Below are 23,524 nucleotides of genomic sequence, written 5' to 3'. Positions count from 1 at the left end.
TCAGGTCCTCCTCAACGCATCGACGATGCGCAGGCGCATCGCCTGCACGGCCGGCAGGATGCCCGCAATCAGGCCGAGCAGCAGCGCGTACAGCACGCCGCTCACCAGGTCGGCGTTGGGCAGGTAGAACGACGGCAACATCCCGTTGGTGGGGTCGCCGCCCTGCGCGAAGAGCCACGCCAGGCCAAGACCGATGCCGCCTCCGGTCAACGCCACCGCAGACGACTCAACCAGGACAAGCAGCAGGATGAGCCCGTCGGAGAACCCCAGCGTCTTCAACACCGCCAGTTCGCTTGTGCGCTCCCTGACGGATTGGGCCATCGTGTTGGCGGCCACGAGCAGGATCGTAAAGAACACCGCCGTCACAATGGCGCGGATGATGGCCCCGATATCGCCAATCTGCTTGGCGAAGGCCGTCAGAAACGCCTTCTCGGTGGTCGTCTTGGTTTCGGCCGGCGAGTTCGCGAACTCCTCGTCAATCCGTCTCGCAATCTCGGGCGCCTTGGCCGGGTCGTTGATCCGAATCACGTACCAGCCGACGCTGCCCTGGCCAAACAGCCGCGCCTCGTCGAAGTAGTCGTAGTTGAAGAAGAACGGCGTCGTGTCGACGCCCTGGCGGTTGCCGTCGAAGATCCCGCAGATATTGAATTCCCACGCAGTGGAATTGTCCTTCTTGCGCCAGATCGTCGCCTGGATGGGCACCCGATCGCCGACCTTCCAGCCGAACCGCGTGGCCGTCTGCCGCCCTACAATCGCGCAGGTCCGATCCGAGAGCCACGCCTTCTTCTGGTCCTCCGGCAGAATGTACTCCGGGTACAACTTGAGCAGCCGATCCGGGATGACCGGGACCTGCATGAAGAAGTTGCTCGGCTTCTGGTAGATGCCGCCAAAAAATGTCTGGTGGAGCACGTCGACCACGCCGGGGATCTTCTCGAGCCGCACCCGGTAACTCTCCGGCAGCAGTTGGATGATCGAGACCTTGTGCTGGACGATCAACCGGTCGTTGCCGGCCAGTTCCACATTGCCGACAAATGCCATGTTGAGGGCCGACAGGATGCCGAACAGCAAGAAGGCCATCACGATCGACAGCACCGTGAAGATCGTCCGCGTCTTCCGTCGCAGGAGATTCCGCCAGACCAGCGGCAGGTATCTCATGCCACCGGCTCCTTCACGAGGACGCCCTTGTCGAGGTACAGCACGCGTTTCGCGCGCGCCGCGGCGTGCGGGTCGTGCGTCACCATGATGATGGTCTTGTCGTGCTCGCGGTTGAGCGCCTGCAGCAGATCGAGGATTTCATCTCCCGACCGGCGATCGAGATCGCCCGTGGGCTCGTCGCACAGCAGGAGCATCGGGTCGGTAACGATCGCCCGCGCGATGCCGACGCGCTGTTCCTGGCCGCCCGAGAGCTGCCGGGGAAAGTGCCGCGCCCGGTCCGCCAACCCCACCACGCCGAGGGCCGTCGTCACGTGCGTGCGCCGCTGCGCCCGAGACAGGCCCGTCAGCAACAACGGCAATTCGACGTTGCGCTCCGCGGTGAGCACCGGAATCAGGTTGTAGAGCTGGAAGATAAAGCCGACGTTGCGCGCCCGCCACGCCGACAGTCGCCCGCCGGACATCTTTTCGATGTGCTGTCCGCCGATTTCGATCGCGCCCTGGGTGGGCGTATCCAGGCCGCCGAGCAGATTCAGCAGCGTCGACTTGCCGGATCCAGATGGCCCCATCAGCGCGAGGAAATCACCCCTCGGGATGTCGAGGTTCAGCCCTTGCAGCACGTCGATCCGCTCGCTGCCGCGGAAGAAGACCTTGTGGACATCCCGGACTGTGACCAGCGCGCCATCGGTCGGCGTCGATGCATCCATGACGATTCCCCGTTCTTATCGAATCCTACCGAATCTCGACCTTCCGGCCGTCCAGCAGATCGGGCGGGCCTTCGATGACCACCCGATCGCCGGCTGTCAGACCGGCGACCACCGATGCCGTATCGCCCTGGGACGGGCTCTGGCGAATCGCCCGGCGCTCAACGTGATCGCCGACGACCACGAACACAATGTCCTGCCCCTGGTCGCTCCGGATGGCAATCTTGGGAATCGTCACGCGCGGCGTGCTGCGGGCATCGACCGGCTGCGGCGCGCCCAGAAACGCGACCTTGACGCCCATGTCGGGCAGGATGCGCGGGTCGATCGTCTCGAACCCGATGCGCACGAGTACGGTGGCTTTCTGGCGATCAGCGGTGGGCACCATCGTGATCACGTGCGCCGGGATCTTCCAGTCCGGATACGCGTCGATGGTAGCCTCGACACGCTGCCCCGGCGTGACGCGGTTGATGTAGCTTTCGTTGACATCGACTTCGATCTCCAGCGAGGCCATGTCGACGATGGTCGAAATGCCGGTACGCGTGAATCCCCCGCCCGCGGACACGGGCGACACCATCTCGCCGGGCTGCGCGTCCTTCGAGATGGCGACGCCGGAAAACGGCGCCCGAATCACGGTGTCATCGAGATCGTTGCGCCGCACCGCCACCTGCCGCTCCGAGACGATCACCTGCTCGCGGTACAGATCAAGACGGGCCTTGATCGCATTGACTTCGGATTCGTCCCGATCCAGATCGGCCTGGCCGACGATGCCATCCTTGAGGAGCGCGCGGGTGCGGCCCAGCGTCACCTCGGCCTGTTTGAGGCGGACTTCGGATTCCGCGGCGTTGCGGCGGGCCACTCCCAGTTCGGCTTCGGCCAACTCCAGATACCGCCGATACGTGGCATCGTCGAGCCGCGCGAGCACCTGGCCCTGCTTGACAGCCATGCCCTCCTCGACGTGCACCTCGACGACCTTGCCGGTCACTTTCGACGACACTGTCGCGCGCCGCCGCGCCGTCACGTAACCCGAAGCGTTGAGCACCGAGGGATTGCCCCCGGCCGCCGACCCGGCGGCCTCGACCGCCGCCGCCACGCGCACGGGAACCGGACGCGGCGCCTTGAGGAAGTAGTACCACGCCGCCGCGCCGGCAGCGCCGATGACGACGAGCAGCAGAATCCAGACCGCGATCCGGCCGTGACCGCCGTCACGCGAGCGATCATCGATGCGCAGATCATTGAGTGATGGTGTGTTGGTTGCCATGGAACGCTTCCGGCGATTGTATACCGACAGGGGTCGCCGGACACTTTACGAGGAGATTTCGAAGTGATATCATATTGAAAGCATATGGAGCATGTCATGACATCCCGCCGTCTTGTCGGTTCCGTCGCGCTCGTCCTCGCCGTTCTCATCCCACGAGGGTCTGCTGAGGCGGCCAAGCCCTATTCCGCGGAGCGCTTCTCCGTCAGGCTTTCGGTCGAATCGGGCGGTTCGATGGTCGTGACAGAGACGGTTCGCTTCGCGTTCGGACCCGATCGGTTCACGTATGTGTTCCGGGAATTGCCCACACGGAAGATCGATCGGCTCACGGTGCTGTCGGTCGACATGGACGCTGTCGCGCTCACGCCCGGGAAGCAGGCCGGTCAGTACGAGGTCAGGAGGCAGGATGGCGGACGCCGGCGCATTACATGGCACTTCGCCCCGGTCACCGGTTCGAGCCATGAATTCACGCTGGTCTACCGTGTCGATGGTGTGGTCGAGCAGCAGAGTCAGTCTGACGTGCTGCGCTGGATCGTCCTGCCAGATAAGCATGAGTACCCGATCACCTGCGCCGAACTCGAGGTGGAGTACCCGGAGTCGGCGGGATTGATCGGGCTGGCCGAGTTCAACCCGGCGGCGGCGGAGTTGACGGTGGACGCCCGTCCGCTCCGGGCTCGTCGATGCGGGTTCGGCAAAGACGACGACTGGATGATCACGCTGCGGTTTGCTCCGCGCAGCATCGCGACCGACACGCCGGGCTGGCAGCGGAACAGCATGCAGACGTGGAAGACGGCGCCGTTGTTCCTCGGCATCGCAGGGCTCGTGCTCTTCGGCGGTCTGTTCGGGTTCATCATGTTCGCACTGAACCATCGCGTCGCCACACCTGCCGACAGACAGGCACGCCAGACGGTGCCACCCGACAGACTCCCGGTGGCGCTGGCCGGGACGCTGGTCGGCACCCGTGATGGTATCTCGTGGGCAAACGCGATCGGCACACTGTTCGACCTGGCGCGCCGGGGCGTGCTGCAGATCAAGGTGCCCGACGACGCCACGTGGCTCAACCGGCGCGACTGCGCGATTGTGCTGCAGGACCGGCCGCGCGGTCTGCGCGAACACGAACGCACACTGCTCGACATCCTGTTTACGACCCGGAAGGGTCCGCGCGACACGGTGCGATTCTCGCAACTTTCGCGATCGTTCGCGTCAGGCGGCTGGAAACGATTCACGCGGGCCGTGACCGCGGAGCTTCGCCAGGAAGGCCTGCTCGACGCAGAACGCGAGCACACGAAGACGGGAGCGATGCGTGTGGGTCTGGCCCTCCTCATCGCGGCGGTCGTCGGGTTTGGCGTGGGGGTGATCTTTGTCAATCGGATCGGCGGGTTCGTGCTCACGATTCCCGGGGCGTTGGCAGTGGCCGGCCTGACGGGCCTCATCGTCGGAAGCGCGCTGACGCCGCTTTCGGACAAGGGGCTGCAGCGCGCACGGCTGTGGAAAGCGTACAGCCGGCATCTCAAGGCGGTCTCCAAGGGACAGAGCACGGATGTGCCCACCGGACAGCTTGAATCGCTGCTGCCGATGGCGGCGGCGTTCGGTGTCGCGCTGGCTTGGGCGAAACGCCTCGACAAGCAGGGAGCGCTCGGCGTGCCCGCCTGGTTCCAGGCGCTGGCGCGGGAAGATGGACGTCCGAACACGGCGGCGCTCGTGGAGATGCTGTCGCTCGCCAGCACGGCGGGCGCCCACGTGGCCGCCGGGGCCGGTGGTGCGGCCGCCGCGGGGGCTGCTGGCGGTGGCTCCAGCGGTGCGGGCTGATAGCTCGACGGATACTGGTTTGGGAGTCGTGAACGCGCCGTCATCACGGCCTGCACCGGCCCGGGGGCGGTGATGGGGGCCGGCGGGTGAGGCCTGACGTCAGGCCTCTCGGTAATTTGGATCCAAGGGCCCTCTGCAGATAGGCTGTAGGCATGCAATCGCCGGTTCTCAACCGTGAGCAGGCCGTTGAACGGCTAGCGGCATGCGAGCGGGAGATTCGGGCCTTGGGCGTGGCTCGACTCGCCCTGTTTGGCTCGGTCCTGCTGGGCCAGGCGCAAGCTCACAGCGATGTGGATCTCCTGGTCCAGTTCGCACCGGGGGCGAAATCATACACTCGGTTTCTCGCTCTTTCCGAACTTCTTGAAGCGCATCTCGGGCGGCGCGTCGAGCTTGTGACCACCGAGGCCCTATCCCCGTTCCTCGGTCCTCGAATCTTGTCGGAAGCGCAAGATGTCCTTCGAGCCGCGTGACTACCTCCGCCACATTCTCGTAGAAGCCGAATACCTCATCGACCGGAGCGCGAGCTTGTCATTCGAGGCCTTCATGGCCGACGAGACCGTGCGTCGGGCATTCGTTCGGAGTCTTGAGATCATTGGCGAGGCCGCGAAGAGGGTGCCTGACGACTTTCTGGCGACCCATCCAACGGTTGAGTGGCGCGCCATGGCCGGGATGCGGGACCGCCTGATTCACGACTACTTCGGTGTCGACTTCGAATTGGTGTGGGATGTCGTTCAGACGCGCGTCCCCGAATTGCGGCACCAGCTGGTATCAATACTCAAGGCCTGACGGCATGCAGCCGACGGCGCTTCGCGGCGCCGCTGAAGCCGGGCGGTCTGGAACCTGCACGCCCGACGAGAACGGCGACGAATACGGAGAACCGAAGCGCGCCGACCAGCGACAACGGCATGGTCGTGACGCGGAGGGCGAAGTCCTCGACAGCTACGCCGGCTTGCCGCCGCTCTTCTCTCCGGCGTACGAGTGTCTGAGCTCGACCGGACGTGTCCGGGCGTGCAGCCGCAGATTGATCATCTCGACGAAGACCGAGAACGCCATCGCGAAGTAGATGTATCCCTTCGGGATGTGCTGCTGGAATCCGTCCGCCACGAGCGACACGCCGATCAGCAGCAGGAAGCTCAAGGCGAGGATCTTCACCGTCGGGTGGCGATCGACGAAACCGCTGATCGCATCCGCCGACCACATCATCACGCCGACCGCCAGCACGACGGCGGCGACCATCACGCCCAGGTCGTTGGCCATGCCGACGGCGGTAATCACCGAATCGAGCGAGAACACGATGTCGAGGAGCATCACCTGGACGATGACGCCGGCGAATGACGGGGCGACTCGCGCCGAACTGTGCCCTTCCTCCCCTTCGAGCTTGTCGTGGATTTCGGACGTCGACTTGGCGAGCAGGAAGAGCCCGCCGCCGATCAGGATCAGATCGCGCCCCGCGAAATCCCGGCCGAGCAGCGTGAAGAGCGGGTGGGTGAGGCGGATCATCCAGACCAGCGAGAACAAGAGGCCGATGCGCATGAACATGGCCAGAAACAGTCCGAGGCGCCGGGCACGCGAGCGCTGAGCCTGGCGGAGCTTGCTGGCAAGAATCGAGATAAAGATCACGTTGTCGACGCCGAGCACGATCTCGAGCGCGGTCAGCGTCGCCAGGGCGATCCAGGTTTGAGGGGTCGCCAGCCATTCGAGAAGCATCATCACACTCCGCGCGCGCCACATCCAGATGGCCCGCCGCGCCTCCACCCGTATGATACCGGAGCCTCGCCACCCGCCCCCGCTCGACACTCAACATCGATTGTCAACCTCATCCCACCGAACCACGCAGAATCGTCACCACGGCGAAAGCCGGGGTCCAGAGAGGTACACTGCTGGATTCCGGCGTTCGCCGGAGTGACGGACCAAGGAGCTCCCCCGGACGCCGAGCGATGCACGGAATGTCGGCGAGACGGATCGCAAGTCGAGCTAAGATCTGTCGGGTACCCGATGTCACACATCCGAGTGTTTGCCCCGGCGACCGTGTCGAACGTCGGTCCCGGTTTCGACGTGCTGGGCTTTGCGATGCACCGGCCTGGCGATACGGTCCGTTTGGAGCTGCGCGAAGAGCCCGGTGTCGAACTGGTCGAGGTCACCGGCGACAACGGAAAGCTGCCCACGGACGCGGCAGCAAACAGCGCTGGCGTGGCGGCGGCGGCCGTGCTGGCGCGGGTCGCGGTCCGCCGGCAAGTGCCCGGCATCCGGCTGTGGCTGCAGAAAGGCCTTCCGCTTGCCAGCGGACTGGGCAGCTCGGGAGCGTCGGCCGCGGCGGCCGCTGTTGCCGCCAATATCATCCTCGGCCGGCCGCTCTCACCTCTCGAGATCGTGGCCTGCGCAATGGAGGGCGAGCGCGCGGCGTCCGGGTCCGCACATCCCGACAACGTCGCCCCGTCGGTGCTGGGTGGGTTCGTCCTCATCCGGAGCTGCGATCCGCTCGACATCGTCTCGCTGCCGGTGCCCGATGGGCTGTTCGTGGCGGTGGTGCATCCGCACTGCGAAGTCTCCACGGCGCGCGCCCGTGCTCTGCTTCAGGAACAGCGGTTCCTGCTCCCCGACATCGTCGCGAACGCGGGCAACCTCGCCGCCCTCGTGGCGGCGCTGTATCAACAGGACCTGGCGTTGCTGGGGCGATCGATTGTGGACCGGCTGGTCGAACCGGTGCGCGCCGAGCTGATTCCCGGCTTTGACGCCGTGCGGCGTGCCGCGCGCGATCACGGGGCGCTCGGGTGTTCGATCTCGGGCTCGGGTCCATCCGTCTTTGCGTTTGCGGGAGAAGCCGACGTGGCGGCCCGGGTGGCGCAGGCCATGCGATCGGCCTTCGGCGACGCGGCGGGGCTCGGCAGCGACGCATGGACCGGCCCGATCAGCGCCGAGGGCGCCAGGGTGATTGACTGACATGCGGCTGGCGAGCACGAGCGGCCGCGCGCCGCACGTCAGCTTTGTCGAAGGACTCCTCGAAGGCCTCGCGCCCGATGGCGGGCTGTACCTTCCAACCGAGTTGCCGCACTTCGGTGTCGACCAGCTTCAGTCGTGGCGGGAGTTGCCGTTCGGCGGTCTCGCGGTCGTGCTCGCGCAGCGACTGCTGGATGGGGAATTCGCGCCGCGCGTGATTGAGCGCCTGGTGGCCGATGCGCTCGACTTCCCCGTTCCCGTCGTCCAGTTGGAAGAACGGCTGTTCGCGCTCGAGCTGTTCCACGGCCCGACGCTCGCCTTCAAGGACTTCGGCGCGAGATTCATGGCCAGGCTGTTCGGACACGCGCTGGCCGAGCGCGGCGGGCACGCGACAATCCTGGTCGCGACTTCAGGCGACACGGGAAGCGCGGTCGCCCGTGGATTCGCGGGCGTGTCGGGGGTGCGGGTGGTGGTCCTCTATCCGGCCGGCAAGGTGTCGCCCTTCCAGGAAGCGCAGATGGCGACGATCGGCGGCAATGTGGACGCGCTGCGGGTGCCCGGCACGTTCGACGACTGTCAGCGCCTGGTGAAGGCGGCCTTTCGCGATCCGGCACTTTCGGCGCTCCACCTGTCGTCGGCCAACTCCATCAACATCGGACGCCTGCTGCCCCAGAGCTTCTACTACGTGGCAGGCTATCTGGCGGTCGCCGGCGCATCGGGCCAGCCGGTGGTGTTCTCGGTGCCGTCAGGCAACCTGGGAAACCTGACGGCCGGAGTGCTTGCAGCCAGGATGGGTGTGCCGATCGCACGCTTCATCGCTGCCACCAACGTCAATGACGTGCTGCCCGAGTTCCTCGCGACCAGCGTCTATCGTGCACGACCATCTATCGTCACGATATCGAATGCGATGGATGTCGGCGATCCCAGCAATTTTGCGCGTCTGCTCCACTTGAGTGATGGCTCAGTCGACACGATGCGGCAGTTCGTGCGCGGCGAGCGCGTCACCGAACCCGAGACCCGGGACGCGATTCGACGGGCGTACGCTCGGTCCGGCGTGGTGCTCGACCCGCACGGCGCGGTCGCCTATGCCGCCGCCAGGACGTACCTCGCCTCGACGGACGAACACCACCCGGTCATCGCGCTGCTGACGGCCCACCCGGCCAAGTTCGGCGGCGCGATTCGCGCCGAACTGGGGTTTGAGCCGCAACTCCCTGAACAGGAACGGGATTGGCTCTCCCTGCCGCTCCTGGCGACGGATCTCGCCGACACCCGGTTCGACACGTTCCGTCGATGGCTTGGTGCTTCGACTCGCAACGACGGTTGAACATTCGTGCGAGGCAGTCCGGTGAAACGCGCTCGCTCAGCACTAAGTCCTGAGTGAACAGATTCGCTGCCGAATTCATGGATCGAAGGTCTTAGTAACCTCCCGCCCAACCCGCCGGTCTAACGCACTCAGGACTCAGTAATCGACCCGAGGCATCAGACACGAACGAGCGGGGAGCAACAGGTGACCAGGATTCTGCGAGGATTGAACAGTCGTCGTCTCCCATGCGGGTGCCTGCTCGGCATCTACGAAACGTACGACGGTCGCGTCGTCTCGATTGTCGATGCCCGCGGAGAAGCCTGTCGAGACGGCGAGCACGCCGAGGGTCGGCAGACGGTGTTGCAGGACACCGCCTCCGCGCCAGCCAGCTCGTAGCGGCCAAGACTTCCCGATCCGGCGGACGGCTACTTGCCTGCGTCGCCGAGTCTCGCGCGAGCCGCCGCAGCGACCACGGCGCTCAGTCCCACCAGCCCGATCAGGTTGGGAAACACCTGCAGGCCATTCATCAGATCGCCCCACGCCCACACCGTTTCCACGCTCAACGTCGCTCCGAGCGGAATCAGGAGACAGTACGCCCAGCGATACGGGGTGGCGATGCGCTTGCCAAACAGGTACTCGAAGAACTGCTCTCCGTAGTAGGCCCATCCAATCAGTGTTGTGTAGCCAAACAGGAACGCGCAGAACGCCACAATCCATCCGCCGGCGACGGGGAGCGTCGTGTTGAACGCCGCCGCCACCAGCGCCGTGCTCTCCAATCCTCTACCCCCCTGTTTGAAGGCGGCAATCGACTGCTGCGCCACGCCGCTCACGAGAATCGTCAAGGCGCTGATAGACGAGGTGACGAACGACACGACGAAGACTTCGATGACGGCATTCAGTCCCTGCTGCGTCGGCGTCTTGCTGCGGGCGGTGCCGTACGCCACAGCCGCCGTGCCATAGCCGGCCTCGTTGGCGTAGATGCCGCGCGCGAGTCCGTACCGCATGGCCACCATGATGCCAAGGCCGACGCTGCTGCCAGCCGCCGCCCGGAACGAGAACGCATCCTGGAACACGAGGATCAGGACGCCGGGCAGTTGCGAGATGTGGCTGACGATGACGAACAGGCCGCCCGCCAGATAGAGCGTCACCTTCAGCGGCGACAGTTTCGCGGCGGCACGTCCGATGGCGCCGACACCGCCGATGATCACGAGCCACGTCAGTACGGCGATGGCGACGCCCGACATCCACGTCGGAATTGCGAACTGGCTCTTGAGGACGACCGCCATCGAATTCGGCTGCGTAAAGGGGGTCGTGACGAGCGCCGCGACGCCCGCCACCAGCGCAAACGTCCCGGCCAGCCAGCGCGATTTCAATCCGTCGCGCAGGTAGTACATCGGACCTGACGAACTGCCGGTCTGGTGCGCGACGCGAAAGGTCATTCCGAGCACCGCCTCGGCAAACTTGATCGCCATCGCCACGAAGCCGTACGCCCAGATCCAGAACAATGCCCCTGGGCCGCCCATGACGATCGCCGTCGCCACGCCCGCGATGTTGCCGGTGCCGATCGACGCCGCGAGCGCCGTCATGAACGCCTGGAACGGCGAGAGGGCTCCGGCCGCTCCCGCGCTGGCCTTCGGCACGATTGTGCGAAGGGCTTCAGGGAACCGTCTCACCTGAACGAACCCGGTCCGAAATGTCAGGAACAGGCCCGTCAGGATCAGCAGGATCATCAGCGGCCCGGGAATCGGGCCGATCGGAGTACTCCAGGGTCCCCAGACGAAATCGCTGGCCCCGACGATGGCGCCCCGCATGAGATCGCTGGCCCGGAAGATGGCACTCCAAACGGCTTCAGGCATGGTGGACTCCCGCGAGTATGCTAGCGCACGGCCTCACAGTTGACCAACGGAATCCGCCATCCTGCGAGCCCGAATCGCGCGCTTCGCGAACCACCAATTGCGCGGTGTAGCATAGAAGGCATTCACCAGTCACCGGAGGATCATGGCGTCGCCCTCGGCACCCACACAAAGGTTCGATCGGTCGATCGTCGGTCACATGACGCGGTGCCTGTTGAGCGTGTTGCGGTTCTGTCAGGGCAAGTGGCGCCTACTTTTTCTTGCGCAACGCGCGGAGCAGGGTCTCGAGGTCTTCGGGCAGCGGTGACGTGTAGTGGACGCGCCGGCCAGTCGTCGGATGCACGAAGCCGAGCTTCCAGGCGTGGAGTGCCTGGCGATTGATGCGGGGCAGGCTGGGCGTCTCGGGCGGCGCTCCAAAACGGTACTGGCGCTCGCCAAGCAGCGCGTGGCCTCGCATCGCGGCCTGCACGCGGATCTGATTGCGCTTGCCGGTGACGAGCGTCACCTCGACCACGGCCGCCTCCGCGAACTGTTCGATCACGCGGTACCGCGCCTCGGCGTCCTTCCCGCGCGCGTCACGCCCGTGCGCCTGGCGCTGCCGCAACGACGAAGCGTCCCACGCGAGCGTGTCTCGCCAGACGCCCTCGGCGGGCACAGGCCGGCCAATCACCACGGCTTGGTACACCCGCTCAGGCGTGCGCCGTTCGAACTGGTCCTTCAAGGCGTCGCGCGCCGATGCGGTCCGCGCGAACAGAACCAGACCACTGGTGTCGCGATCGATGCGATGCACGACATACGAGCGCGAGCGCCGCTCGTGGTGGTAGTAGTCCGCGAGCAAATCAAGCAGCGTGTTCTCCTCACCGGCGCGGCCCGGCAGCGGTTCGACCAGCAGGCCCACTGGCTTGTCAAGAACGACGATGGCCTCGTCCTGATGAACCACGGTGAGCAGGTGACGCACGTCGGCCACCGAGCGGTCAGCCGGTTTCGCCGAGCCCGGACGATCCATCCACACGCTGACACGCTGACCGGCGATGACTCGATCGGCGCGGGCGGCTGGCTCGACCGGCTGTCCGTTGACGTACACTTTGCCGCCGGCAAGCCAGCGCGACGCCCGGCTTCGAGAGCCGGCCTCGGTCCGGCCGGCCAGCCACTGGTCCAGCCGCATCCCGGCATCCGCGCTCTCGACGATCCATTCATCCATCAGGCTGCGCCCCTCCGAAAAGGGGCCTGGCCCCTTTTTCGGTTCAGAGTATCATCGCTCGGTCGGGTTCCTGCCAAAGGAGACAGTCATGGCTCAGAAGACTCCACAGACGTTCGAGAATCACGCCCGCGTCGTGCCCACGTACCACTACGTCGCGTTCCCGTTGTTCGCGATCAACTTCTTCTTCGCCCTGTACCAGGCTGTGGTTCACTTCAGCTGGCCCAACCTGATGGGGCTGGGGCTGGCGATCGCCCTCGTGGTGCTGTTCTTCCTGGCGCGGATCATGGCCATGACGGTGCAGGACCGCGTGATTCGCCTCGAAGAGCGGATGCGGATGCGGGAACTGCTGCCGGCGGACCTGAAACCCCGGATCAACGAGTTCACCGTCAAGCAGTTGGTGGCGCTCAGATTCGCCGGCGACGCTGAGTTACCCGACCTGGCCCGGCAGGTCCTCGACGGAACGCTGACCAGTCAAAAGGCCATCAAGCAGGCCGTCAAGAACTGGCGGGCGGACTACCAGCGGGCCTGACGCACGACTACTTCATGCCGGTGGCGAACCGGGTCCACGGTTCGCTCTTCATGTCGCGCAGCAGGCCCTTCATCCAGCCGTACTCTGCGTGTGCGGTCAGGAACGGGTCCGCTTTGAAGTCGCCCGTGCACGGGCGGCCCATCGCCGCCCACATCTCGAGCTTGCCGATCATGCTGGCGTCCATCGCCTTCGCCTGCACGGTCCCGCCCGGGAAGTACGGCGCCCAGTCCCACTCCGGAATCCCCCGCGCCACGTCTTCGACCGCGCCGCACAACGTCCGATCGTTGGGCCCGTCCTTCTTCGTGATGACGTCGTGCTTGTCGCCCTCGAACGCCTTCGCCAGCTCGATATCGATCGCCCCCTTGTGCTGCGCCATCAGCTGCTCCCACCGCGCACGCCGGGCATTGGGTGAACTGGCCTTGTTGGTCACGTCGAACTTCGTCTCTTCCTTGATGAGCTTGGCCTTGACCGGGAAGTTGGATCCGACGAAGTAGCCATTTTTCGTCTTGTCCACGGTCCAGTTCTTGAGCCCAAGCTCGAACAGCGCAATCTCGCCGGTCTTGTTGTCGCCAAGCAGCCAGTCGTTGGCGTAGCCGCCATTGTTGCGATCCACCATGATGCGCACGTAGTCGTCGATCGACTCGGCATACTGCAGCGCTTTGCGCGACCGGTAAAAGTAGGGCGTGCCCTTCGGATCGAATCCCTCGAACCCCGTGATGGTGGTCTCCGTAATCGCGATCCCCGCATCGTTGACGCCGAAGTCGTCCGCACTCGTAATCACGCCCGGCAGGCCGTCCATCAGGATGCGGTGGCCCTTGGCGGGCTTGATGTCGTAGATGATGTTCCAGCGCTCGCCAACGATGTAGTTGGTCCAGGCGTTGTGAGCGATCACGATGCGCTTGTCCTTTGTCCAGTCACCGGTGGCGACAAACGCGCTGCAATTGCCCGGCGCCTTGCCCTGCGGGGGCTTCCCCTGCTGTTTGTTCAGCCAGGGTACGTAGTAGTCCGGCAACTCCTCGATGCCGTTGAGGGCCACGATGTCCCAGCGATCCACCTTGACGCCCTTCTCCGCCAGACCGGCGACGATGCCGTCCAGTTCCGCGCGGTACTCGTCATCGACGCCCGGCCACAACACCTTCTCGGCGGCGTCCCGGTAGAAGGCCCAGTCCCGCTTCGAGCTCTTCTCCAGGTACGGTTTCGCGACCCTCAGCAGGTCGGCAATCTCCGGAGCGAGCTGGTACCCGTGCTGGAAGCCGACCTGTTCGGGAGTGCCTTCCAGGTGCACGAAGATCCACCCGTTGCGCTCGAACCGGTAACTTCCCTTCGCCTGATCGGCCGGCGCGGCCGTCTGGGCCGTCTGCTGGCCGGCTGGTGCGGTCGTGGTCGTGACCGACGACCCGCCGCACGCGTTGCACACCAGAACCGCAAGCACTCCAGCCATCCATCCGTAACGCAGTCGCATCGCCGCCTCCAGTGAACCCAGGCATCGAGAACGTCTTGTGCGTGCTACCTTAGTGCAGGTCGCGCCCCGGATCAAACGGCTGCCTTGGGGAGGCCTGTGACACCAACGGGGCGGCCGTTGTACTCTGTACAGCTATGGCTATGGCGATGGACTTCGATCAGATGGTGCGGGATGCCCTCGCCGCACTGAGCGCAGTGGCGGATTCCGCGTCGCTCGATGCCTGGCGCGTCGCCCATCTCGGGAAGAGTGCGCCGGTGGTGGCCGCCCTCGGCACGCTGGGAACGCTCCCGAAAGAGGAGCGGCGCGAGTTCGGCCAACGCGCCAACCAGGCCAGGCAGGCTCTGGAACAGGCGTGTGAGGCCGCCGCCCAGCGCGTGCGCGCCAGCGAACTGGAGCGAGCCATCACGGCCGGCGCAATCGACGTCACGCTGCCGGGCCGCGCCCTGGCGCGAGGCCGCCTGCACCCGGCCGTGCAGACGCTCCGCAGAATCTACGCGATCTTCGCCGAGATGGGGTTCCAGGTGTACCGGTCGCGGGACGTCGAACTGGACGAGTACAACTTCACGCTGCTCAATATCCCGCCGCACCACCCGGCGCGCGACATGTGGGACACCTTCTATACGACGACGCCCAACGTCATCCTGCGAACGCACACGTCGCCGGGCCAGATTCACGTGATGCGCGAACGGGCCCCGGAGCCGATTCGGGTGATCCTGCCGGGCATGTGCTACCGCTACGAGCAGATCACGGCCCGCAGCGAGATCCAGTTTTATCAGATCGAGGGACTGGCCATCGGCCGCCACATAACGATGGCGGACCTCAAGGGCACGCTCACGGCCTTCGCTCACACGCTCTTCGGCACCGCTGTCCGGACGCGTTTCCGGTCCGATCACTTTCCGTTCACCGAGCCGTCTGCGGAAATGGACGTCGAGTGCTTCGTGTGCGACGGGGCCGGCTGCCCGGTCTGCAAGCAGAGCGGGTGGCTCGAGATCCTCGGCTGCGGCATGGTCCACCCGGTGGTGCTGGAAAACGGCGGCTACGACCCGCGCGAGTTCTCGGGGTTCGCCTTCGGGATGGGCCCTCAGCGCATCACGATGCTGATGCACAAGATCGAGGACATCCGGTACTTCTTCGCGAACGACCTGCGCTTCCTGGAGCAATTCTGAGATGCGAGTCCCTCTGACCTGGCTGCGAGACTACGTCGCTATCGTCGATACGCCAGACGAGCTGGCCTCCCGCCTGACCTTTGCCGGGCTCGAGGTGGAGGAAATCGAGTACGTCGGCCTGGCGCCCGAGCAGCGGCCGATCGCGGGCCTGCCAGCCACCGGGCGGTCCGGGCCCCCGGCGGTGGGGATCGCCTGGAACCCCGCCACGATAGTCATTGCCCAGGTCCTCGAGGTGATGCCGCATCCGAACGCCGATCGGCTCACGCTCCTGCGCGTCGATGACGGCACCGGGACCGAGCAGATCGTACTCACGGGCGCGCCGAACCTGTTCCCGCTCAAGGGCACCGGGCCGCTCGCAACGCCGATGAAGGTCGTGTACGCCCGTGAGGGCGCGGTCCTCTACGACGGCCACAAGCCCGGCCGCGAAGTGATGACGCTCAAGCGCGCCAAGATCCGGGGCGTCGAATCGAAGTCGATGGTGTGCTCCGAGAAGGAACTGGGGATCTCGGACGAACACGACGGGATTATCGTGCTGGACGCGGATGCCCCGGTGGGGATGCCAGCGGCCGCGTACATGGGCGACGTGGTCTTCACGGTGAAGATCAATCCAAACATGGCGCGCAACGCCTGCATCGTCGGCATCGCGCGCGAGATCGCCGCCTTGACGGATGTCCCGCTCATCACGCCGGCGACGACCGTCGCCGCGACGGGCGCTCCGCTGGCGGGGCGCGTAGACGTCGAGATCCGGGATGCCGCGCTCAATCCTCGGTTCGCGCTGGGACTAATCGAGGGCGTAGCGATCGCACCAAGCCCGTACCGGGTCCAACGCCGGCTGCGTCTGGCTGGCACGCGCCCCATCAACAACATCGTCGACGCGACCAACTATGTGATGTTCGAACTGGGCGAGCCGCTGCACGCGTTCGACTGGGACGTGATCCGGAAGCGCGCGGGCGACACGCGCCCGACCATCATCACACGGCGGGCGGCGCCCGGTGAGACACTCACGACGCTCGACCATGTCGGGCGCACCCTCGACCAGGATGCCGTACTCGTGTGCGATGCCGCCGGCCCGCTCTCGCTGGCTGGGGTGATGGGGGGCGCCGAATCGGAGATCTCGGCATCGAGCACGAACATCCTGCTCGAAGGCGCCGCCTGGGATTTCATCAACATCCGGAAGACCGTCAAGGCACAGGGCCTGCCGTCTGAGGCTTCGTACCGGTTTTCGCGGGGCGTGCACGCGGCGCTCGCGGAGTGGGGCGTGAACCGCGCGCTGGGGCTGATGCGTGAGTGGGCTGGCGGGAGCGTTGCTGCGGGCCTCGTCGATCGGTACCCGGGCAAGGTGGACCCGCCCGTCGTCGCGATTACGCCGGCCGACGTGGAGCGGCAGCTCGGCGTGAGGATGGAGATTGACCAGATCGTGCGGATCCTCGGTGCGCTCGAGTTCCGTTGCGAGGTCGTCGAGGGCACGGTTCGCGCAACCGCCCCGGAACATCGGCTGGACATCGGTCAGGGCATCACCGGCCAGGCGGACATTGTCGAGGAGTTGGCCCGCATCTATGGGTACGAGCGGATCCCGAACACGATGCTCGCCGAGGTAATCCCGCCGCCCCATCCCAATCGCGAACTGATCATCGAAGAGCGCGTGCGCGATCTGCTGGTCAGCCTTGGGCTTCAGGAGATCGTGACGTACAGCCTGACATCACCCGAACGCGAGGCCAGACTGGCGGCCAACTCTGAGCCGGGCGAGGAGCCTCCGTATGTTCGGCTCGCCAATCCGATCGTCGTCGATCGGGTCGTGATGAGACGGACGCTGCTGTCGGGATTGCTGGAGATCGCCGCGGCCAACGCCCGGCACGCCGATCGGCTCGCGTTCTTCGAAGTCGGCCCGGTCTTCCTCTCACGCCCGGATCGTGTGCTGCCTGAGGAACCGGTGCGCATCGCGATGCTGCTGGCCGGCCCGCGCGCGATGCCAGGCTGGCAAGGCGCGGATCGGGAGCCGATGGATTTCTACGATCTGAAGGGCGTCATCGAGGGCCTCGCCCAGGCGATGCAGGTCCCGGCCATCAGCGTCGAGCCGGCTGCGCATCCGTCGCTGATTCCAGGCCGGTCGGCGAAGCTGCTCATCGGCGCCGAGCCGGCGGGTCATTTCGGCGAACTGCACCCGGCGGTCGCCGGGCGCTTCGGCATCACCGGCCAGCGCGTCCTGATCGCCGAACTGGATCTGGCGACGCTGACGGCCGACGTCACCGATCGACATGCGTCGAGGGCCGTGCCGACGTTCCCTCCCGTGCGCGAAGATATCGCGGTGATCGTCAGTGACGAGATCCCTGCGGCAAAGGTCTGCGCGGTGGTCCGTGCGGCCGGAGGACCGATGCTCTCGGGGATGGCGCTGTTCGACGTCTACCGCGGAGGACAGGTTGGCCCGGGGAACAAGAGCCTGGCACTCAGCCTGACCTATCAGGCATCCGACCGCACATTGACGGATGTCGACGCCGCGAAGATCCGCGAGCGCATCGTCCGGGCGCTGCAGACCGAACTGGGCGCCACGTTGCGGGGCTGACGAGGGCGGGCGGGCCCAACGGATTTACAGCGCGCCGGGCCGCATCGACACGCCGGGAACGGGCTGGGCTGGTTCCGGGGCCGGCGGCTCCGGCGTGAAATCCTCGCCCGGATTGATGAAGCGGTCGCGTTCGAACCTGTACTGTTTGTCGTACAGCTGCCGGTACCGGCCGTTGATGGCCAGCAGGCTCTCGTGGGTGCCGCGCTCGACGATCTCTCCCGCCTCGAGGACCAGGATCTGGTCGGCGCTCTGAATGGTCGACAGGCGATGGGCAATCACGAAGGTCGTGCGTCCCGTGCGCAGGCGCGCAAGGCCATCCTGGATCATCGCTTCGCTCTCGCTGTCGAGGCTCGACGTCGCCTCGTCGAGGATCAGGATGGTGGGTTCGGCCAGCAGGGCCCTGGCGATGGCGACGCGCTGCCGCTGGCCGCCGGACAACCGCACGCCCCGCTCACCCACTACCGTGTCGTACTTCTCCGGAAATCCCCGCACGAACTCGTCGCAGTGCGCGAGCCGGCTCACCGCCTCGATCTGCTCACGTGAGGCATGGGGCCTGGCGTAGGCGATGTTGTCCGCCACCGTGCCATCGAACAGGAAGTTGTCCTGGAGCACGATGCCGAGGTGTTCGCGGTAGTCGCGCAACTTCACCGTCTCCAGGTCGTGGCCATCCACCAGCACACGGCCCGCCTTCGGCCGGGCGAACGTCATGATGAGCGAGATCAGTGTGCTCTTGCCAGATCCGCTCGATCCCACCAGCGCCGTGGTCGTGCCGGCCGGCGCGTGAAACGTCACGCCTTTAAGCACGGGCACGCCGGCGGTGTACTCGAAGTCCACTCCCTCGAACCGCACGTCGCCGACCAGGTCCGGCATGGGCGCCCGGGTCTGGTCCTGCTGATCCTCGGTCGCCATGCGCCTGATCTCGCGGATGCGATCGAGGCCCGCAAACGCTTCGCTCAATTGGGTACTGATCGACGCGATCTGCACCAGCGGCGCCACCGTGAGGCCGGTAAACAGCAGGTACATCAGGAAGTCGCCCAGCGTCATCGTGTTGGCGATCATGGCGCGCCCCCCGACGACGAGCATGACGACGCCGATGACGCCAACAATCACCGTGGCCCCTGCGCTGACGGTCGACACGCCGGTGATCGACTTCGCCACGTTGCGCAACAACCGGTGTGCGCCCTTTGCAAAGACCAGTTCCTCGCGCTTCTCGGCCACGTAGGCCTTGACGACGCGCACGCCGCCGAGGGCCTGGTTGAGCCGCCCGGTCACCTCGGCGTTGATCTGGCCGCGTTCCCGGAAGAGCGGCCGCAGGCGCATGAAGGCCACGGCCATCAGTGCGCCGAACATCAGCAGCACGACCAGCGTCACCGACGTCAGCCGCCAGTTGAGGTAGAACAGCACGCCGAGCGCGAGGCCGGCCGTGACGAATCCTCCCGTCAGCTCGACCAGCCCAGTGCCAATCAGATTCCGGATCCCCTCGGCGTCGGTCATGATCCGTGAGATCAACTGCCCGGTCTGCGTAGTATCGAAGAAGCCCACCGGCAGCCGCATGACGTGCTCGTGCACGTTCTTCCGCATCTCGGTGATGGCCCGCTGCGCGGCCACGCTGAGCACCTGAGACAGAGCGAAGGAGGTCGCCGCCTGAACTGCCGTCGCGCCGGCCGCCGCGAGCGCGAGCAGCGGCAGCAAGTCCGCGTTGTGCTTCCCGATGACGTCGTCGACGAGGTACTTGGAGGTGGCGGGAAGCACCAGTCCCACCACGCGGTTGATGAGCATCAGCCCCAGGCCGAGCGCGAGCCGCCAGCGATGGGCCCAGACCAGCACGCGCGCCTCTTCCCACACATTCGAGAAGCGCACCTTCTTCTTCTCCTCTATCGACATCAGGACTCCCGCTTGCACAGTAGCAGATACGGCAGCACGCAGCTGGCGGGAGCTGCAGTGCCGTGGTGCTTCGCTCCACGGCACCTGCTTGCCTCATCCGACCTGCCCGTTTCGACCCTCTCGGCACGGCGTCGAGAATCGACGCCGTGCCCGCTTCTACCCCGGCACGCGAACGAGCAGCGCACCGGGGATGACGCGCACGGTGATGTCGCTTGTCATCCCGAGCGGCTCGCCGTCGACGTGGACCGGGGCTGCGGGGCTGGCGGTCACCGAGACGTCCTGCACGAGGGCCGTCATCGTTCCCCCGATCCGATGTACGGATCCGGTGTAGAGCCGCCAGAGTTGCGCCAGAATCAGCAGCGGCGGCCGCGCCTCCACCAGCACGAGGTCGAGATGGCCATCATCAGGCGTGGCCTGCGGGGCGATCTGGGCGCCGCTGCCCCACTGCCTGGTGTTCGCCATCGAAATGAAGAGCGCCCCGCCCTCCCGCGTCACGCGCCCATCGGCGTCGCGCACGACGTAACGAGACGGCACGTAGCGGAACAACTCGCGGACGGTGGTCGCCGTGTAGGCCATGACGCCCCGTCTATGGCCGGCAGCGCGTGCGAACACGTGCGCGACATGGGCGTCAAAGCCGATCCCCGCGACATTGAAGAACAGGTGTCCGTTCAGTGTGCCGGCATCGATCGCGCGACTGCAGTCACCAAGCGCCACCGCCATCGCCGACGCTCGCCGGGAGGGAATTCCGAGTTCGCGCGCGAGGCCATTGCCGGACCCGGCCGGGATGATACCGAGCGACACGTGGGTCTTGACGAGGGCCGTGGCGACCGAATTGATCGTCCCGTCTCCGCCCCACGCGATCACGCGCTCAGCGCCGCGATCGACGGCCTCCCGGGCGAGTCGCTCGCCATCACCGGGTCCGTGGATCACGGCGATCGATCCATCGACGCCGTGACGACGAAGCATCGCCCGGGTCCATTCGACGAGGATCTCGGCCGGCTGACGCGATCGCGCCGGGCCCGACGCGGGATTGATGATGACGCCGATCTTCACGTGGACGGCTCTCCAGCTGAATCACTGACGATCGCGCAGAGGCGGTGAGAATCGATCCATGTTGCCGATCATCTCGCGAATGGCCTTGACGCCCGCGGTGCGGACCGCGTCGGTCACGTCGTGGCTCGTGCCTCCTGGCCCCGTCGTCAGATCGAACGCGTAGTCCCGGTTCGACACGCCATCCGCGATATAGAGCGACCGTCCCGCGTCGGAGATCGCGGCGTACACCGGCCCGTAGCTCGATGCCACGACGTACTGACTCCGTAGGTACGGCGTGACCTCATCCGGGCGGTCCGTGAAGAGCGGGCGACCGAACAGCGGGTTGTTCGCAACCGGTCGCTGGCCGAGCAGATAGTAGAGCGTGGGCGTCAGGTCCACCGTGAAGGCGATGAGGTTCGGGTCCGCGGAGGCGCCGCGCATCCACGCCGGCAGATGCACGATCATCGGGACCTTCAGGACTTCCGGAAAGAGCGTGTAGGCATGCCCCCACCGCCCCTCTTCGCCAATCGATTCTCCATGGTCCGACGTCAGGATGATGATGCTGTCGTCGTAGACCTTCTCGCGGCGCAGCACGTCGAGGAACCCGCCGAAGCAGGCGTCCAGACGGTGCACGCGCGACGCGACCGGCGCGTAGAACCCCGGGTAGTGCTCCCCCGCCGGCACGGTCGCGCCTTCGCGCGTGATGGCGGCGATGTGGACGTTCTGCGGCTGCGTGTACGCGAACAGCGGCCGCCCGTCGTTGCGATTGCGCGCGGTGATCCGGCCGCCCAGTTCGGTCAGCGTCCGACACACGTCGTAGTCTCTGGCATTGAGACCCTGGTCCAGTTCGGTCAGTCCCGGCCATGGCGCCAGGAGGCGCTGCAGAATATGGTCCTTGCTGACGAACGCCTGGTACTGGCCGGCCTCCAGCAGTTTCTGCAGCGAGTTCATCCGCCAGTACTCGTTCGGATACTGCTGGTGCGGCACGGCGGTGCCCGTCCACAGCGCCGGCTCGGACAAGCCGGTCGCGCCGTACCGGGTGAACGCGTTGCGGAAGACCGTGCTCTCGCTCGCGAACTTCCCAATGGCGGGGGTGAAAGCCACCGAGGCGTTGTAGGGCGAGAGATAGTCTGGCCGCAGGCTGTCGATCACCAGGAAGAACACGTGTGGCGTGCGGCCGACCGGAGCCCGAAGTGCCGGCACCATGGCCACATCTGGCGCGACGATGGTCACCGTGCGCGGGATGTTCGTGTGCCGCCGCAAAAGCGCGTAGAACGCGCTCATCTCGCCGTTCGACGGTGCCGGCTGGAGGTCCGTAAGATCGTGAACGATCCGGAACGACACGTCGTACGCCGCATAGCGTTCAATAGTCGACGAGTGGGTGCCGGCCGGCAGATGAATCATGGCCAGGGAGGCAGGCACCACGATGACCACCGCGAAGATGGCCACCGCCGCGATCGGCACCCCTCGCAGAAGCGTCGGCGTCGTGCGCCGCGAACACGGGGCGCTCCCGACGTTTCGATAGACCCAGGCGAACCCGACGGTCGCGATCGCGATGACGCCGAGCTTCTGGAACAGGTAGTTCCAGTCCATCTCCGATGTCGCCACGGCCAGCCAGTAGGCCGCCGCCACCCACATCAGACCCATCAGCACGCGGGCGACGCGCGATGTTCCGGCAAGCGCGTTAATGGGGCGCAAGGCCAATCCAATCCCTGACACGACCGGTTCATCCGGAGGAGCCAGGCGCACGGCCCAGCCAGCGAATGTCAGGCCCACGGCGATCGCAGCCCACAGGCCGAGCAGATGTCCCGTCACGTCGGCCATCGACACCGACGCGAGGATCAGCTTGTCGATGATCGCGGCCAGGATACTGATGCCGGCCGCCGAGGCCAGGACGAACTCCACGAGGGCCGGGCGCCGACACGCCGACGCGATCCCGCGGATGAGCGCGAGCAGCACGAAGATCGCCGTGAACACGACCAGGTGCAGGATCACGCTCCAGGCCACCACCCCGGCAGAGGCCAGATCGAGCACGACCCCGCGAGGTCTGATCGGCTGCAGGCCCGCGTACAGCAGCGCGAGCGCGACGGCGGTGATGAGGCACGTGCGCAGCAGGCGACCGTATTCTCCGCCCGGGACTGGAGCCCAGGCGATCCTCCGCCCGGTCCCGGCCAGGTCCACCAGCGCCACCGCGAACAGCGGCATCAGCCACACGGCGCTCCACACGAGTGACGCCCATTCGTTGCCAACCCTCGTCAGCAGCGGCGACACGGCCAATGTGATGCCCGTGGCCACTCCGGCGAAGAGCACGATCGCCACCAGCACCCGTGTGCCCGGGCGGTAGTCTCCGCGCAGCGTCCAGGCCCCGCACGCAAAGGCCACCCAGTACAGCCAGGGATGAAGCTGGGCGAAGACGGCCGTCCAGCTGACGACGCGGAATTCGATGACCTGTTGATACGCGAAGGGAATGTACGCGATCAGGCAGTACAGGGACGTGATCACGCAGAACGCGGCGAAGATCAGTCGCAGCAGCAGAAACACGATGACGGAACGACGCGCCAGCATCATCAACCCGATCTGCGAGATCGTATCTCGCCGGCACCGTTCCCGGTGTAGGATTCCACCTTACGCATGAAGCCGCTGGCAAGGAGTGTACCCGACATGGAGCAGAACAGGC

The 23,524-nt window shown here is 66.0% G+C and carries 19 protein-coding genes; 9 read left to right on the top strand and 10 right to left on the bottom strand.

Features of this window, described 5'->3' with window-relative positions; all coding sequences use genetic code 11:
- The 3 genes from NTV05_06585 to NTV05_06575 are packed head-to-tail and all read right to left on the bottom strand — an operon-like array spanning position 1 to position 3,114.
- On the bottom strand, positions 1-1,155 hold the full coding sequence (locus NTV05_06585) for an FtsX-like permease family protein (GenBank protein ID MCX6544068.1): 1,155 nt from the start codon (positions 1,153-1,155) through the stop codon (positions 1-3).
- The gene (locus NTV05_06580; protein ID MCX6544067.1) at positions 1,152-1,859 is read right to left on the bottom strand and encodes an ABC transporter ATP-binding protein; all 708 of its coding nucleotides are present in this window, start codon (positions 1,857-1,859) and stop codon (positions 1,152-1,154) included. Before NTV05_06580 ends, NTV05_06585 begins: the two co-directional genes overlap by 4 nt.
- A 25-nt stretch (positions 1,860-1,884) precedes the next feature.
- Positions 1,885-3,114 (bottom strand): efflux RND transporter periplasmic adaptor subunit, encoded by a 1,230-nt coding sequence (locus tag NTV05_06575; protein MCX6544066.1) that lies wholly within the window; start codon positions 3,112-3,114, stop codon positions 1,885-1,887.
- Between the two features lie 96 nt (positions 3,115-3,210).
- Here NTV05_06575 and NTV05_06570 point away from each other — a divergent pair, with 96 nt between their 5' ends.
- The 3 genes from NTV05_06570 to NTV05_06560 all read left to right on the top strand — a co-directional run bounded on the left by NTV05_06570 (position 3,211) and on the right by NTV05_06560 (position 5,706).
- Positions 3,211-4,920, top strand: coding sequence for a DUF2207 domain-containing protein (locus tag NTV05_06570; protein ID MCX6544065.1), 1,710 nt, complete (start codon positions 3,211-3,213; stop codon positions 4,918-4,920).
- A 152-nt stretch (positions 4,921-5,072) separates the two neighbouring features.
- Positions 5,073-5,390 carry a nucleotidyltransferase domain-containing protein gene (locus tag NTV05_06565; GenBank protein MCX6544064.1) on the top strand — a complete coding sequence of 106 codons (318 nt, stop codon included), beginning with the start codon at positions 5,073-5,075 and terminating at the stop codon, positions 5,388-5,390.
- Entirely contained in the window at positions 5,371-5,706 is a 336-nt protein-coding gene (locus NTV05_06560; GenBank protein ID MCX6544063.1) for a DUF86 domain-containing protein, read from the top strand. The genes NTV05_06565 and NTV05_06560 overlap by 20 nt, the downstream gene beginning before the upstream one ends.
- A gap of 153 nt (positions 5,707-5,859) precedes the next feature.
- Here the strand turns inward: NTV05_06560 and NTV05_06555 are convergent, their stop codons facing one another.
- Positions 5,860-6,630 carry a TerC family protein gene (locus tag NTV05_06555; protein ID MCX6544062.1) on the bottom strand — a complete coding sequence of 257 codons (771 nt, stop codon included), beginning with the start codon at positions 6,628-6,630 and terminating at the stop codon, positions 5,860-5,862.
- 285 nt (positions 6,631-6,915) lie between these two features.
- Here NTV05_06555 and NTV05_06550 point away from each other — a divergent pair, with 285 nt between their 5' ends.
- From NTV05_06550 to NTV05_06540, 3 genes are all read left to right on the top strand, one after another.
- Positions 6,916-7,860, top strand: coding sequence for a homoserine kinase (locus tag NTV05_06550; GenBank protein MCX6544061.1), 945 nt, complete (start codon positions 6,916-6,918; stop codon positions 7,858-7,860).
- Position 7,861: 1 nt separating this feature from the next.
- Positions 7,862-9,181: a threonine synthase gene (gene thrC / locus NTV05_06545; protein MCX6544060.1), complete on the top strand. Its 1,320-nt coding sequence runs from the start codon at positions 7,862-7,864 to the stop codon at positions 9,179-9,181.
- A gap of 183 nt (positions 9,182-9,364) precedes the next feature.
- On the top strand, positions 9,365-9,556 hold the full coding sequence (locus tag NTV05_06540) for a hypothetical protein (GenBank protein ID MCX6544059.1): 192 nt from the start codon (positions 9,365-9,367) through the stop codon (positions 9,554-9,556).
- Between the two features lie 29 nt (positions 9,557-9,585).
- Here the strand turns inward: NTV05_06540 and NTV05_06535 are convergent, their stop codons facing one another.
- Positions 9,586-11,016, bottom strand: a complete 1,431-nt coding sequence (locus tag NTV05_06535) for an amino acid carrier protein (GenBank protein MCX6544058.1) — start codon at positions 11,014-11,016, stop codon at positions 9,586-9,588.
- Positions 11,017-11,263: 247 nt separating this feature from the next.
- Positions 11,264-12,214, bottom strand: coding sequence for an RluA family pseudouridine synthase (locus tag NTV05_06530; protein ID MCX6544057.1), 951 nt, complete (start codon positions 12,212-12,214; stop codon positions 11,264-11,266).
- Between the two features lie 88 nt (positions 12,215-12,302).
- On the opposite strand from NTV05_06530, the gene NTV05_06525 reads away from it, so the two are divergent.
- The gene (locus tag NTV05_06525; GenBank protein ID MCX6544056.1) at positions 12,303-12,743 is read left to right on the top strand and encodes a DUF6526 family protein; all 441 of its coding nucleotides are present in this window, start codon (positions 12,303-12,305) and stop codon (positions 12,741-12,743) included.
- A 7-nt stretch (positions 12,744-12,750) separates the two neighbouring features.
- Here NTV05_06525 and NTV05_06520 read toward each other — a convergent pair whose 3' ends face one another.
- Positions 12,751-14,205, bottom strand: coding sequence for a C45 family autoproteolytic acyltransferase/hydrolase (locus NTV05_06520; GenBank protein MCX6544055.1), 1,455 nt, complete (start codon positions 14,203-14,205; stop codon positions 12,751-12,753).
- 134 nt (positions 14,206-14,339) lie between these two features.
- Here NTV05_06520 and pheS point away from each other — a divergent pair, with 134 nt between their 5' ends.
- Together pheS and pheT are read left to right on the top strand one after the other, a co-directional pair.
- Positions 14,340-15,371: a phenylalanine--tRNA ligase subunit alpha gene (pheS, locus tag NTV05_06515; protein ID MCX6544054.1), complete on the top strand. Its 1,032-nt coding sequence runs from the start codon at positions 14,340-14,342 to the stop codon at positions 15,369-15,371.
- 1 nt (position 15,372) lies between these two features.
- A complete protein-coding gene (pheT, locus tag NTV05_06510) occupies positions 15,373-17,931 on the top strand; it encodes a phenylalanine--tRNA ligase subunit beta (protein ID MCX6544053.1) in 2,559 nt (852 codons plus the stop codon).
- Between the two features lie 24 nt (positions 17,932-17,955).
- Here the strand turns inward: pheT and NTV05_06505 are convergent, their stop codons facing one another.
- The 3 genes from NTV05_06505 to NTV05_06495 form a co-directional block, all read right to left on the bottom strand.
- Complete coding sequence (locus NTV05_06505) at positions 17,956-19,815, bottom strand: ABC transporter ATP-binding protein (protein MCX6544052.1); 1,860 nt, start codon at positions 19,813-19,815, stop codon at positions 17,956-17,958.
- 156 nt (positions 19,816-19,971) lie between these two features.
- On the bottom strand, positions 19,972-20,868 hold the full coding sequence (locus NTV05_06500; protein MCX6544051.1) for a diacylglycerol kinase family lipid kinase: 897 nt from the start codon (positions 20,866-20,868) through the stop codon (positions 19,972-19,974).
- A gap of 21 nt (positions 20,869-20,889) precedes the next feature.
- Complete coding sequence (locus NTV05_06495; protein MCX6544050.1) at positions 20,890-23,415, bottom strand: sulfatase-like hydrolase/transferase; 2,526 nt, start codon at positions 23,413-23,415, stop codon at positions 20,890-20,892.
- Positions 23,416-23,524: the final 109 nt, after the last annotated feature.

This window comes from Acidobacteriota bacterium, assembly GCA_026393755.1.
In the GTDB taxonomy this organism is placed as follows: Bacteria; Acidobacteriota; Vicinamibacteria; order Vicinamibacterales; family JAKQTR01; genus JBAXOX01.
The sequence above is the reverse complement of the archived record's forward strand: the minus strand, read 5'-3'. Positions and strand labels throughout refer to the sequence as shown.